At 69.7% G+C, this 12,727-nt stretch carries 9 protein-coding genes; 3 read left to right on the top strand and 6 right to left on the bottom strand.

Annotation, left to right across the window (positions count from 1 at the left end):
* Nucleotides 1-9 precede the first annotated feature (9 nt).
* The 4 genes from fdhD to EKG36_RS12010 are packed head-to-tail and all read right to left on the bottom strand — an operon-like array spanning nucleotide 10 to nucleotide 5,784.
* Complete coding sequence (fdhD, locus tag EKG36_RS12025) at nucleotides 10-855, bottom strand: formate dehydrogenase accessory sulfurtransferase FdhD (RefSeq protein ID WP_126484393.1); 846 nt, start codon at nucleotides 853-855, stop codon at nucleotides 10-12.
* On the bottom strand, nucleotides 852-3,740 hold the full coding sequence (fdhF, locus tag EKG36_RS12020; protein ID WP_126484391.1) for a formate dehydrogenase subunit alpha: 2,889 nt from the start codon (nucleotides 3,738-3,740) through the stop codon (nucleotides 852-854). Before fdhF ends, fdhD begins: the two co-directional genes overlap by 4 nt.
* Nucleotides 3,737-5,293: a formate dehydrogenase beta subunit gene (locus tag EKG36_RS12015; RefSeq protein WP_126484389.1), complete on the bottom strand. Its 1,557-nt coding sequence runs from the start codon at nucleotides 5,291-5,293 to the stop codon at nucleotides 3,737-3,739. The genes fdhF and EKG36_RS12015 overlap by 4 nt, the downstream gene beginning before the upstream one ends.
* Nucleotides 5,293-5,784 carry a formate dehydrogenase subunit gamma gene (locus EKG36_RS12010; protein ID WP_126484387.1) on the bottom strand — a complete coding sequence of 164 codons (492 nt, stop codon included), beginning with the start codon at nucleotides 5,782-5,784 and terminating at the stop codon, nucleotides 5,293-5,295. Before EKG36_RS12010 ends, EKG36_RS12015 begins: the two co-directional genes overlap by 1 nt.
* Nucleotides 5,785-5,913: 129 nt before the next feature.
* Here EKG36_RS12010 and EKG36_RS12005 point away from each other — a divergent pair, with 129 nt between their 5' ends.
* On the top strand, nucleotides 5,914-6,975 hold the full coding sequence (locus EKG36_RS12005) for a substrate-binding domain-containing protein (RefSeq protein WP_126484385.1): 1,062 nt from the start codon (nucleotides 5,914-5,916) through the stop codon (nucleotides 6,973-6,975).
* Nucleotides 6,976-7,036: 61 nt separating this feature from the next.
* Here EKG36_RS12005 and EKG36_RS12000 read toward each other — a convergent pair whose 3' ends face one another.
* Nucleotides 7,037-8,521 carry a Na+/H+ antiporter NhaC family protein gene (locus EKG36_RS12000; RefSeq protein WP_126484383.1) on the bottom strand — a complete coding sequence of 495 codons (1,485 nt, stop codon included), beginning with the start codon at nucleotides 8,519-8,521 and terminating at the stop codon, nucleotides 7,037-7,039.
* Between the two features lie 211 nt (nucleotides 8,522-8,732).
* Nucleotides 8,733-10,109, bottom strand: coding sequence for a glutamine synthetase family protein (locus tag EKG36_RS11995; RefSeq protein WP_126484381.1), 1,377 nt, complete (start codon nucleotides 10,107-10,109; stop codon nucleotides 8,733-8,735).
* 257 nt (nucleotides 10,110-10,366) lie between these two features.
* Here EKG36_RS11995 and EKG36_RS11990 point away from each other — a divergent pair, with 257 nt between their 5' ends.
* Together EKG36_RS11990 and EKG36_RS11985 are read left to right on the top strand one after the other, a co-directional pair.
* On the top strand, nucleotides 10,367-11,134 hold the full coding sequence (locus EKG36_RS11990) for a gamma-glutamyl-gamma-aminobutyrate hydrolase family protein (protein ID WP_126484379.1): 768 nt from the start codon (nucleotides 10,367-10,369) through the stop codon (nucleotides 11,132-11,134).
* A gap of 25 nt (nucleotides 11,135-11,159) precedes the next feature.
* Entirely contained in the window at nucleotides 11,160-12,578 is a 1,419-nt protein-coding gene (locus EKG36_RS11985; protein WP_126484377.1) for an aspartate aminotransferase family protein, read from the top strand.
* Nucleotides 12,579-12,727 lie beyond the last annotated feature (149 nt).

Raw genomic sequence — 12,727 nt, 5'->3', positions numbered from 1 at the left:
CTCGACTCCTCAGCCATGGGCCCTGACCGCCGGTGGCGCGGCGGCGGGGCGATGATAGATCAGGTGACGGCCGGGCCGGGCGAAGCCGACCAGCAGCAGACCGGCCTCCCGCGCCTGATCCACCGCCAGGGCGGTGGCCGCCGAGACGGCCACCAGGGCCCCGATGCCGGCGCTGGCACTCTTGTGGACCATCTCGTAGCTGGCGCGGCTCGAGACCAGGGCGAAGCCGTCGGCGTCGGGGCCGCCCTGCTTCGCCAGGGCGCCGATCAGCTTGTCCAGGGCGTTGTGGCGGCCCACGTCCTCGCGCACCAGCCGGATGCGCCCCAGTTCGTCGCACCAGGCCGCGCCGTGAGCGGCTCCGGAGGCCGCCTGCAGCGCCTGGTGATCGGCCAGTCCGGCCAGGGCGCGCTGGATGGCCGCGTCGGCCAGTGCCGGTGCCTGAACCGCCGGGATCGGCCGGATCGCCTGTTCCAGTGCCTCGGTGCCGCACAGGCCGCAGCCGGTGCGCCCGGCCAGGTTGCGTCGGCGGGCCTTGAGTTCCGCCAGTCGCCGGCTGGCGATCGTCAGCTGCATCGACAGCCCTCCGGAGGCCTCCTGCACCTCCAGGTCGTAGCACTCGTGGGGGTGCGCGAGAATCCCCTCGGAGAGGCTGAAGCCCAGGGCGAAGTCCTCGAGGTCCTCGGGCGTGGCCATCATCACCGCGTGGGAGATGCCGTTGTAGACCAGTGCCACCGGCACCTCCCGGGCCAGGGCATCCTCGAGCGCCTCGGCGTACCAGCCCGTGGGGCCGCGGTGGACCTCCACGGGGCGACGTGCCACCCCGGACGTCGCGTCGGCCTTGCACTGCGTGCTCATGGCGTCGCTTCCAGGTGGGGCGCCGTGGTATCGCGGGCCGTGGCCAGGTACTCGCGCTGCACCCGGTCGACCTCGTCGAAGCGGCGCTGCCACTCGGAGGGCCGGCTGACCTTCTCCACCTGCACCGCCGTGACCTTGTACTCGGGACAGTTGGTGGCCCAGTCGGAGCTGTCGGTGGTGATCACGTTGGCGCCGCTGCCCGGGTGGTGGAAGGTGGTGTAGACCACCCCCGGCTGCATGCGCTCGCTGAGCCTTGCGCGCAGTACGGTCTGTCCGGCACGGCTGGTGATGCCCAGCCAGTCGCCGTCGCGGATGCCGCGCACCTCGGCATCGGAGGGATGCAGCTCGAGCACGTCCTCGTCGTGCCATACTTGGTTGTCGGTGCGCCGTGTCTGGGCGCCGACGTTGTACTGGGAGAGGATCCGTCCGGTGGTCAGCAGCAGCGGGAAGCGGCGGCTGGCGCGCTCCTCGGTGGCCACGTACTCGGTGATCGCGAAGCGGCCCTTGCCGATCGGGAAGTCGACCTCGTGCATGGTCGGCGTGCCCAGCGGATGCTCGGCATTGCACGGCCACTGCAGACTGCCGCGTTCCTCGAGCCGGGCGTAGCTGACGCCGGCAAAGCTCGGGGTCAGCCGGGCGATCTCGTCCATGATCTCGGACGGATGCGTGTACTCCATGGGGTAGCCCAGGGCGCGGGCCAGCTCGATGGTGACCTCCCAGTCGGCCTTGCCGGCCAGCGGCGGCATTACCTTGCGCACGCGGTTGATGCGCCGCTCGGCGTTGGTGAAGGTGCCGTCCTTCTCCAGGAAGCTCGAGCCCGGCAGCAGCACGTGGGCGTACTTGGCGGTCTCGTTGAGGAAGATGTCCTGGACGATCAGGCAGTCCAGCGAGGACAGCGCCGCTTCCACGTGCTGCGTGTCGGGGTCGGACTGGGCGATGTCCTCGCCCTGCACGTAGAGTGCCTTGAAGCTGCCCTCGATGGCGGCGTCGAACATGTTGGGGATGCGCAGCCCCGGCTCGTCGTCGAGCTCGACGCCCCAGGCTGCCTCGAACCGCCCGCGGGCCGTGGCGTCGGCGACGTGCTGGTAGCCCGGCAGCTCGTGGGGGAAGGAACCCATGTCGCAGGAGCCCTGGACGTTGTTCTGGCCGCGCAGCGGATTGACGCCGACGCCTTCGCGGCCGATGTTGCCGGTGGCCAGCGCCAGGTTGGCGATGCCCATCACCATGGTCGATCCCTGGCTGTGTTCGGTGACGCCCAGGCCGTAGTAGATGGCCCCGTTGCCGGCGGTGGCGTAGGTGCGCGCGGCATGACGCACCGCCTCGGCGGAGACGCCGGTGATCGCCTCGGTGGCCTCCGGGGCGTGACGCTCTTCCGCGATGAAGTCACGCCAGGCGCGATAGGCCTCATTGTCGCAGCGGCTGGCGATGAAGTCGTGGTCCTCGAGGCCCTCGGTGACCACCACGTGGGCCAGGGCGTTGACCAGCGCCACGTTGGTGCCCGGGCGCAGCGGCAGGTGCTGGGCGTCCTCGAGGTGCGGCGTCTTGAGCAGGTCGATGCGCCGCGGGTCGGCGACGATCAGCGACGCGCCCTGACGCAGCCGCTTGCGCATCAGCGAGCCGAACACCGGGTGCGCATCGGTGGGGTTGGCGCCGATCACGATGATGGCGTCGGCCTGCATCACCGAGTCGAAGGTCTGGGTGCCGGCGGACTCGCCCAGGGTGGTCTTCAGGCCGTAGCCGGTGGGCGAGTGGCAGACCCGGGCGCAGGTATCGGTGTTGTTGTTGCCGAAGGCCGCACGGATCAGCTTCTGCACCAGGTAGGTCTCCTCGTTGGTGCAGCGCGAGGAGGTGATGCCGCCGATGCTCTCGCGGCCGTGCTCGGCCTGGATCGCCGTGAGGCGCTCGGCGGCGAAGGCGATGGCCTCCTCCCAGCCGACCTGGCGCCAGGGCTGGTCGATGGACTCGCGGATCATCGGCGTGGTGATGCGGTCCGGGTGGGTCGCGTAGCCGAAGGCGAAGCGCCCCTTGACGCAGGAATGGCCGTGGTTCGCGTCGCCGCCCTTGTAGGGCACCATGCGCACCAGCTGGTCGCCCTTCATCTGGGCCTCGAAGGAGCAGCCCACGCCGCAGTAGGCGCAGGTGGTGATCACGCTGTGCTCGGGCTGGCCGGCGTCGATGACGCTCTTCTCCATCAGCGTCGAGGTCGGGCAGGCCTGGACGCAGGCGCCGCAGGACACGCACTCGGAGTCCATGAAGGCCTCCGCTTGCCCCGCGGCCACCTTGGAATCGAAGCCGCGGCCGTCGATGGTCAGCGCGAAGGTCCCCTGGACTTCCTCGCAGGCGCGCACGCAGCGCGAGCAGACGATGCACTTGCTGGGATCGAAGCTGAAGTAGGGGTTGGAGTGGTCGGTCTCGGCGGCCAGGTGATTCTCGCCCTCGAAGCCGTAGCGCACCTCGCGCAGCCCCACCGCGCCGGCCATGTCCTGCAGCTCGCAGTCGCCGTTGGCCGGGCAGGTCAGGCAGTCCAGCGGGTGGTCGGAGATGTAGAGCTCCATGACGTTGCGGCGCAGCCGGGCCAGGCGCTCGTTCTGGGTGGTGACCTTCATGCCCTCGGCGACCGGGGTGGTGCAGGCCGCCGGGGTGCCGCGCCGGCCCTCGACCTGGACGGCACACAGCCGGCAGGAGCCGAAGGCCTCCAGGCTGTCGGTGGCGCACAGCTTGGGAATGTTGATGTCGGCCAGGGCCGCGGCGCGCAGCACCGAGGTGCCCTCGGGCACGCGGATCGCCACGCCGTCGATCTCGACGCTCACCGGGGCCGCGTCGGCCGCGGGTGCCGGCGTGCCGAGATCCCTGTCGTGCTGGCGGGGGTCGAAGTGCTGAATCATGAGCGGTCTCCTTCCGGCGCACGCCGGAAGTCGTCGGGGAAGTGTTTCAGGGCGCTCTGCACCGGGAAGGGCGTCATGCCGCCCATGGCGCACAGCGAACCGTCTTCCATGGTCTCGCAGAGCTCGCCGAGCAGCGCGAGGTTGGCGTCGCGGTCACGGCCTTCACGGATGCGATCAATGACCTCCACGCCGCGGGTCGAGCCGATGCGGCAGGGGGTGCACTTGCCGCAGGACTCCACCTTGCAGAACTCCATCGAGAAGCGCGCCTGCTCGGCCATGTCGACGCTGTCGTCGAACATCACCACGCCGCCGTGGCCGACGCCCGCGCCGATCTCGGCGAAGGTCTCGTAGTCCAGCGGCAGGTCCCACTGGCTCTCGGGCAGGTAGGCGCACAGCGGGCCGCCGACCTGCACCGCGCGCAGCGGACGTCCGCTGGCGGTGCCGCCGCCGAAGTCTTCCATCAGGGTGCGCAGGGTGGTGCCGAAGGCCAGTTCCACCAGGCCGCCGCGCTTGACGTTGCCGGCCAGCTGCAGCGCCAGGGTGCCGCGGGAGCGGCCCATGCCGTGATCGGCGTAGGCCTCGGCCCCCTCGGCGAGGATGAAGGGCACGGCGGCCAGCGACAGCACGTTGTTGACCACGGTGGGGCGTCCGAACAGCCCCTTGATGGCCGGCAGCGGCGGCTTGAAGCGGACCAGGCCGCGTTTGCCCTCGAGGCTCTCGAGCAGCGAGGTCTCCTCGCCACAGATGTAGGCGCCGGCGCCCAGGCGCACCTCCAGGTGGAAGGCGCGGCCGCTGCCCTGGATATCGTCGCCCAGATAGCCGGCGGCCTCGGCGCGCGCGATGGCGGCGTCGAGGACCTCCCTGGCCAGTGGGTACTCGGAGCGCAGGTAGATGTAGCCCTGGGTGGCGTTCACGGCGAGGCCGGCGATGGCCATGCCCTCGATCAGCACGTAGGGGTCGCACTCCATCACCAGGCGGTCGGCGAAGGTGCCGGAATCGCCCTCGTCGGCGTTGCAGACGATGTACTTCTGGTCGGCCGGGGCGTCGAGCACCGTCTGCCACTTGATGCCGGTGGGGAAGGCCGCGCCGCCGCGGCCGCGCAGGCCGGAGGCCTTGACCTCCTCGACGATGTCCTGTGGCTCGAGGGCCAGCGCTGCCTCCAGGCCGCGGAAACCGTCGTGGGCCCGGTAGTCGTCGAGCGACAGCGCCTCGGTGACGCCGATGCGCGCGAAGGTCAGGCGCTGCTGGCGCGCCAGGTAGGGGATCGCCTCGGTCGGCCCCAGGGCCAGGGGATGGCCGTCGCGGCCCTCGAGCAGGCCGGCATCGAGCAGCGCCGGCACGTCCCCCGGCGCCACCGGGCCGTAGGCGACCCGGCCGGCCGGGGTCTCGACCTCGACCAGGGGCTCGAGCCAGGCCAGGCCGCGGGAGCCGTTGCGCACGACCGTCAGCGCGAGGTCGCGGCTTTCGGCCTCGCGCTGGAGGCGGTCGGCCACGGCGTCGGCGCCCAGGGAGAGGGCGGTGGTGTCACGGGGGACATAGACGCGTACGGACATCAGACTACCTCCAGCAACTGGGTGCGCAACTCGTCGACCAGGGCGTCGAAGGCCTCGGGCGTGACCCGGCCGCAAATCTGGTCATCGACGCGAATCGAGGGGCCGCAGGCGCAGTTGCCCAGGCAGTAGACGGCCTCCAGGGTGATCTCGCGATCCGCGGTGGTCTGGTGGAAGTCGACGCCCAGGCGGGCCCGGGCGTGGGCCTCGAGCCGCCGGGCACCCACCGACTGGCAGGCCTCGGCGCGGCAGATCTGGACCACGTGAGTGCCGGGCGGCGTGGTGCGGAAGTGATGGTAGAAGCTGATCACCCCATGCACCTCGGCGCGGGTCTGGCCCAGGGACTCGGCGATGATCGGCACTGCCCCCTCGGGGACGAAGCCGAAGCGGTCCTGGATAGCATGGAGGATCGGCAGCAGTGCGCCGGGCTTGTGCTTCAGGGCGTCGATCTCGGCCTGGATCGACTGCGGCGTCCACTCACGGGAATCGCTCATCGAGTCCCCCTAGTCGTTGTGGTACTGGCTTAATATGCACGCCAGTTCATATTTTGGCTGGGACGTGCGTCACGGTGCCGATAACGCTAGCATTGGTGTGTTAAAGGCAAAATATGAAACTTTGTTCACATGAAACGTATCCGGATCACTCCCGCCTGGTACTTCAGCGACGAGGCGGGCAACCAGCTCGATCCCAAGCTCTTCGCGCTGCTCGAGGCGGTGCATCGGCATGGCAAGCTGACCCGGGCCGCCGAGACGGTGGGCGTCTCCTACCGCCATGCCTGGAACCTGCTCAACAAGTGGGGGGAGTTCTTCGGCATCGCCCTGGTCGAGCTCGAGCGGGGGCGGGGCGCGCGGCTGTCGGCCCTGGGCGAAAAGCTGCTGTGGGCCGAGCAGCGGGTGATCGCCCGCCTGGGGCCCCAGCTCGAGAGCCTGGGCTCGGAGCTCAACCTGGCCATTCAGCAGACCCTCGAGGGGGTGAAGCCGGTGCTGCGCCTGCATGCCAGCCATGGCTATGCCGTCGAGCTGCTGCCGGAGCATCTCCACGACCTGCGCCTGGACCTCCAGTACTGCAGCCCCCGGGAAGCGCTGGCGGCGCTGCAGCGTGGCGCCTGTGAGCTGGCCGGTTTCCACCTGCCCCGCGGACCGCTCGGTGCCAGGGTGAGCCGCGACTATCGCGACCTGCTCAAGCCCAGGAGCCATCGCGTGCTGCGCTTCATCAGCCGCTGCCAGGGCCTGATGGTGGCGCCGGGCAATCCGCAGGGCATTGCGGGAGTCCGGGACCTGGCGCGAGGAGACGGCCGCTTTATCAACCGGCAGGCGGCCTCGGGGACCCGGGCGCTATTGGACGGGCTGCTCGACGAGGCCGGCGTGTCGCCCGGGCGGATTCCCGGCTACGAGCTCGAGGAATACACCCACTCGGCGGTGGCGGCCTATGTCGCCGCCGGCATGGCGGACGTGGGCTTCGGGGTAGAGGCGGCGGCGCGGCGCTTCGGCCTCGACTTCGTGCCCCTGGCGCTGGAGGACTACCTGCTGGTCTGCCATCACCGCAGCCTGGCCGAGCCCAAGCTGCAGCGCCTGCGCGAGGTGCTGGAGAGTGCAGCCTTCCAGGCGGCGGTGGCCGAGCTGCCGGGCTATACGCCGGAGCACTGCGGGGAGGTGGCGGGCATCGAGGCACTGCTGCCCGGCTGAAAAAAGCGCGGCGCCCGAGGACGCCGCGAAGCGGGGGACGAGAGAAGGGGTAGCGGGCGGTTCAGGTCATCGCATAGCCCAGCACCATGAAGCCGCTGGCGGTCAGCAGGGCGCCGAGCAGCGCATAGGGGAACTGGGTCAGGCCATGCTGCATCGGCAGACAGCCGCTGCCCTGGGAGGACAGCACCGAGGAGTCGGAGAAGAAACAGGCATGGCTGCCGAAGCTCGAGGCGGAGAGCAGGGCCCCCACCACCAGCGGCATCGGGGCGTCCATGTGCTGGGCCATGGGGACCACAATGGGAATCGAGATCACGAACACCCCCCAGGACGAGCCGGTGGCGAAGACCACCACGGCCATGGAGACGAAGACCAGGGCCGGCAGCAGGGCGACCGTCAGGTAGGGCGAGAAGGCGTCGATCATGAAGGCCGTCATGCCCAGCTGGTCGTTGACCTCGCGTAGCACGAAGCCCACGGCGACGATGGCCAGCGGCAGCATCATGGTGCGAAAGCCGTCCATGATGGCGTCCATCAGGGTGTTGAAGGTGGCCAGCCGCTGGATCAGGTAGAGCACCAGGGTGAACAGGGTGGCGACGATCACGCCCTTGAGCAGGTCGATCTCGAACCAGGCGCTGGCGCCGATCAGCACGGCCATGGGGGCCAGGAAGTTGACCACGCCGAGCCAGGGGCGCATGGCCGGGGCGGCGTCGTCGCCGAGGGGCTGGTCCGGGGCACCGTCGGGGATCGGCTGGCCGGCGCGGGCGCGGGCCTCGGCGGCCCGCATCGGCCCCAGGTCGGGCAGCTTGCCCACGGCGACCAGCAGCACCAGGCCCATGGCCACCCAGCCATAGAGCATGAAGGGGATCGACTGGATGTACAGCCACATGCCGGGCCCGTCGGTGGCCGCATTGGTTTCCAGCAGTTCGGCGAAGTACACCGCCCAGGTGGACAGCGGCACCAGGATGCAGATCGGCGCCGCGGTGGAGTCGACGATGTAGGCCAGCTTCTCCCGGGAGACGCCGAAGCGGTCGGTGAGTCGCTTCATGGCCGCCGAGGTGGCCAGGGCATTCAGGTAGTCGTCGATGAAGATCAGCACGCCCAGGGCGGCGGTACTGAGCAGCGACTGGCGGCGGGTCTTCACCAGCCGCGTCATGACGTGGCTGAAACTCAGGGTGCAGCCGGACTTCTCGAGCATGGCGATGAAGCCGCCCATCAAGCCGCAGACCAGGATCAGCCAGGCGATGGTCTCGTTCATCATCACCGACAGCGAGATATCGGCCAGTTCACCGACGAAGTCCTCGGGCTGGAGCAGGATCAGGCCGGACAGCACGCCGACCGCCAGGGCCTCGAGGGTGCGGTGGGTGGCGATGGCCACCACCAGCACGATCAGCGACGGCGCCAGGCTGATCCAGCCGTAGTCCGTGCCGGGGCGGTGGGCCAGCGTCAGGCCGATCACCGAGCCCAGCACGGCCAGCACCAGCAGCAGGGTGCGGCCCGTGCCGCGCCGGGCCGGCAGGGCGGGGGCGAAGGGGTGGCTGGGCTGGCTCATGGGCGACCTCCGTTGTCCGCGGTGGAGGGTCGGTGGGGAAGAGCCGGGGCAAGGGGGATTGTGGTTGTCATCGAGGAGGTCCCTTGGTGGCGGATGGATGAACGGGGTGATCGGGCCGGCACGGGGCGCCCCGCACGACCGCCGGCGGGGATGCCGGGGGGCGTCGGTGATATGGGCGGGAAGGGCCGGCGGGTCTGGCGCCGTGGTCGGCTCAGACCTGACGCAGGTACCAGTCGTATTCCAGCTTGCTGACCGCCTGCATGGCCTGGTCGCGCTCGGCGCGGCGGTTGGCCAGGAAGACGCTCATGAAGTCCCGGCCGAGGGCCTCGGCGAGAATGTCGCTACCCTCCAGCAGGGCCAGCGCCTGGTGCCAGCTGTTGGTCAGGCTGGGTGGCACCTGGTCATAGGCGTTGCCGCTGATCGCCGAAGGCGGCGTGAGCCGTCGCTGCAGACCGTGGTCGATGGCCGCCAGCAGTGCCGCCATCAGCAGGTAGGGGTTGGCATCGGCGCCGGCGACCCGGTGCTCGATGCGTCGGGCCGCATTGGGGCCGGACGGGATGCGTACCGCCACCGAGCGGTTGTCGTAGCCCCAGGTCGGGGCCATGGGCACGTAGAGCCCCGGCTGGAAGCGGCGGAAGGAGTTGAGGTTGGGTGCGAACAGCGCCATGGAGGCCGGCATCAGGTCCAGCAGGCCGGCCACGGCATGCTGCAGCCGCGGGGTGCCGAGGGGGGCCTGGTCCTCGGCCGCGAAGACATTGCGGCCCGTCTCGTCGAGCAGACTGATGTGCACATGGGTGCCGTTGCCGGCCTCGTCACCGTAGGGCTTGGCCATGAAAGTGGCCTCGAAGCCGTGCTGCAGCGCTACGCCCTTGATCAGTCGCTTGAGCAGCACGGCGCTGTCGCAGGCCGCCAGCGCATCATCGCAGTGGATCAGATTGATCTCGAACTGCCCCGGGGCGCACTCCTTGAGGGCGGTGTCCAGCGGCAGGCCCTGGGTGCGGGCCGCCGCGTGGATGTCTTCGAGGAAATCGGCGTACTCGTCGAGCTCGCTGATCGAGTACAGCTGGCTTTGGGTGGCGCGCTCGCCACTGGCCGGCGAGCAGGGCGGCTGGATCATGCCCAGGGCGTCACGCTGGCGGTCGACCAGGTAGAACTCCATCTCCACGGCGACCACCGGTGTCAGGCCCGCTCGCTGGAAGCGCTCCAGCACTCGGGACAGTACCTGGCGCGGGTCGGCGAAGTAGGGGCTCTCGTCGACCTCGACCATGGACATCAGCAGCTGGGCCTGGCGGCCGTTGCGCAGCCAGGGGCTCGGCATCAGCGTGCCCGCCACGGGGCGGCAGACCCGGTCGCCGTCGCCGCTCGACAGCCCCAGGCCGGTCTCCTCGATGGTGTTGCCGAGGATGTCCAGGGCGAACACCGAGGCCGGCAGGTTGACGCCGTCGCGGCAGGCCTTCTCAAGGTTCTCGCGGGGGATGCGCTTGCCGCGCTGCACGCCGTTGAGGTCGCTGATCAGCAGGTCGATGCTGGCAATGTCGGGGTGACGTTCCAGGAAGTCACGGGCTTCGTCGACGGTGAGGGGCGGCATGATGACACCTGTTTCCTTGGGATGTTGTCGTTGGGATCATCTTTGGCGCAAGCGGGTGTTGTTGTCAAATCTTTTACGTTATTGGCAGGCTTGTCAGGGGGGCTGGTGAGGCTTTGTTAAATAAAAAAGTACAAAAACAAAGCCTTATGAATTATCGCTCCGTCGGGGTTGGTGCTCGGGTTGGCAAGATTAATCAACCGCGCTATGTTGAGCAAACCATAACAAGCACCCTGTCACGCGATATCGAGGAGGCTGCCATGCAGACCCGACCCCTGGTGGGGGTGATCGCCTGCCGCCGAGAGGTGGAGGGCCATCCCGCCCACATGGTCACCGACAAGTACCTGAGCGCCCTGCGGGAGTATGGCCTCGAACCGGTGGTGCTGCCCGTCTGGGAGCCAGTCGAGGGGGCGTCCATCCAGTCCCTGCTGGCCCGCCTGGACGGCCTGGTACTGACCGGCAGCTATACCAATGTGGCGCCACAGCGCTACGGGGCCGAGCGTGCCCCGGAGAACACCCGGGGCGACCGGGACCGCGATGCCGCGGCCATGGCCTGGGTGCCGGTGGCCCTGGACCTGGGGGTGCCGCTGCTGGGTATTTGCCGGGGCTTCCAGGAGCTCAACGTGGCCTTCGGCGGCAGCCTCTACCAGGCGGTGCAGAACCAGCCCGGCAAGCTCGACCACCGGGAGCCGGCCGGCGACCGGGAGGCCCAGTACGCGCCCTGCCATGACCTGGAGATCCTTCCGGGCGGACGGCTGGCGGCGCTCTATCCCGAGCGCCAGGCTCGGGTGAACTCCCTGCATCAGCAGGGGATCGAGCGGCTCGGCGAGGGGCTTATCGCCGAGGCGGTGGCGCCCGATGGCCTGATCGAGGCCATCTCGGTCACCGACGCGCCGGCCTTCACCCTGGCGGTGCAGTGGCACCCCGAATGGCGCCCCCGCCAGCATCCGCTGTACGACGTCCTGTTCACCGCCTTCGCCCAGGCCTGCGCGCAGCATCAGGCCAGTGCCTCCCCCCTGCCGGCCTGAGGGCCCTCGACCCCGGAGACTCATCATGCAGACCCAAGCGTGCCAGGCCCTGGACCGGGCCCATCACCTGCATCCCTTCACCGACTTCAAGGCGCTAGGCGAGGAGGGCAGTCGTGTCGTCACCCACGCCCAGGGCGTCTATATCCATGACAGCGACGGCCACCGCATCCTCGACGGCATGGCCGGGCTGTGGTGCGTGAACCTCGGCTACGGGCGCCACGAGCTGGTCGAGGCCGCCAGCGCTCAGCTCGCCGAGCTGCCCTACTACAACACCTTCTTCAAGACGACCCACCCGCCCGTGGCCCGCCTGGCCGAGAAGCTCTGCGACCTGGCGCCGGCGCATATCAACCATGTGTTCTTCACCGGATCCGGGTCCGAGGCCAACGACACCGTGCTGCGCATGGTGCGCCGCTACTGGGCCCTCAAGGGCAAGCCCGAGAAGCAGTGGGTCATCGGCCGCGAGAACGGCTATCACGGCTCCACCGTGGCCGGCATGAGCCTGGGCGGTATGGCGCCCATGCACGACCAGGGAGGCCCCTGCGTGCCGGGCATCGCTCATGTCCGCCAGCCTTACTGGTTCGGTGAAGGGCGGTTCGGCGAGGGACGCCACCCGTCGCCGGAGGCCTTCGGGCGCGCCTGTGCCGCGGCGCTGGAGGAGAAGATCCTGGAACTGGGCGAGGAGAACGTCGCCGCCTTTATCGCCGAGCCCGTGCAGGGGGCCGGCGGCGCCATCATGCCGCCGGCGAGCTACTGGCCGGCGGTGAAGGCGGTGCTGGCGCGGTACGACATCCTGCTGGTGGCCGACGAGGTGATCTGTGGCTTCGGCCGCCTCGGCGAGTGGTTCGGCAGCCAGCACTTCGGCCTCGAGCCGGACCTGATGCCGATCGCCAAGGGACTGTCCTCGGGCTACCTGCCCATCGGCGGCGTGCTGGTGGGCGACCGCGTGGCCGACACGCTGATCGAGGAGGGGGGCGAGTTCTTCCACGGCTTCACCTACTCGGGGCATCCGGCCTGCGCGGCCGTGGCGCTCAAGAACCTGGAGCTGCTGGAGGCCGAGGGTGTCGTCGAGCGGGTCCGCGACGACCTGGGCCCCTACCTGGCCGAGCGCTGGGCGGCGCTGGGCGACCATCCCCTGGTCGGCGAGGCGCGCTCGCTGGGCCTGATGGGTGCGCTGGAACTGGTCGCCGACAAGGCCACCGGTGAGCGCTTCGACAAGGCCCTGTCGGCCGGCAACCTGTGCCGGGACCTCTGCTTCGCCACCGGATTGGTGATGCGCTCGGTGGGCGATACCATGATCATCGCCCCGCCGCTGGTGATCACCCGCGACGAGATCGACGAACTGGTGCGCCTGGCGCGCCAGGCCCTGGACGAGACCGCTCGCCGCCTGGCCGAGCAACGCCCGCAGGCCGCGTCCGCCGCCCAAACAGAGGAGATTCGCGCATGAGCCTCGCACGCCATCCCACGACCCGCGACGACTGGCAGGCGCTGGCCGCCTCGCTGTCCGTCGAGACCCGCGCCTATATCGACGGCGCCTTCGTCGAGGCCCAGGGCGGCGCGATCCTGACCACCACCAACCCGGCCACCGGCGAGGTC

It is taken from the genome of Halomonas nitroreducens (genome assembly GCF_003966155.1).
Taxonomy (GTDB): domain Bacteria; phylum Pseudomonadota; class Gammaproteobacteria; order Pseudomonadales; family Halomonadaceae; genus Halomonas; species Halomonas nitroreducens.
This window is presented reverse-complemented; position numbering and strand designations above follow the sequence as displayed.

What these genes read in the sequence shown, in the direction of transcription:
- fdhD (WP_126484393.1), bottom strand. Translation starts at nt 855, where the DNA reads ATGAGCACGCAGTGCAAGGCCGACGCGACGTCCGGGGTGGCACGTCGC.
- fdhF (WP_126484391.1), bottom strand. Translation starts at nt 3,740, where the DNA reads ATGATTCAGCACTTCGACCCCCGCCAGCACGACAGGGATCTCGGCACG.
- EKG36_RS12015 (WP_126484389.1), bottom strand. Translation starts at nt 5,293, where the DNA reads ATGTCCGTACGCGTCTATGTCCCCCGTGACACCACCGCCCTCTCCCTG.
- EKG36_RS12010 (WP_126484387.1), bottom strand. Translation starts at nt 5,784, where the DNA reads ATGAGCGATTCCCGTGAGTGGACGCCGCAGTCGATCCAGGCCGAGATC.
- EKG36_RS12005 (WP_126484385.1), top strand. Translation starts at nt 5,914, where the DNA reads ATGAAACGTATCCGGATCACTCCCGCCTGGTACTTCAGCGACGAGGCG.
- EKG36_RS12000 (WP_126484383.1), bottom strand. Translation starts at nt 8,521, where the DNA reads ATGAGCCAGCCCAGCCACCCCTTCGCCCCCGCCCTGCCGGCCCGGCGC.
- EKG36_RS11995 (WP_126484381.1), bottom strand. Translation starts at nt 10,109, where the DNA reads ATGCCGCCCCTCACCGTCGACGAAGCCCGTGACTTCCTGGAACGTCAC.
- EKG36_RS11990 (WP_126484379.1), top strand. Translation starts at nt 10,367, where the DNA reads ATGCAGACCCGACCCCTGGTGGGGGTGATCGCCTGCCGCCGAGAGGTG.
- EKG36_RS11985 (WP_126484377.1), top strand. Translation starts at nt 11,160, where the DNA reads ATGCAGACCCAAGCGTGCCAGGCCCTGGACCGGGCCCATCACCTGCAT.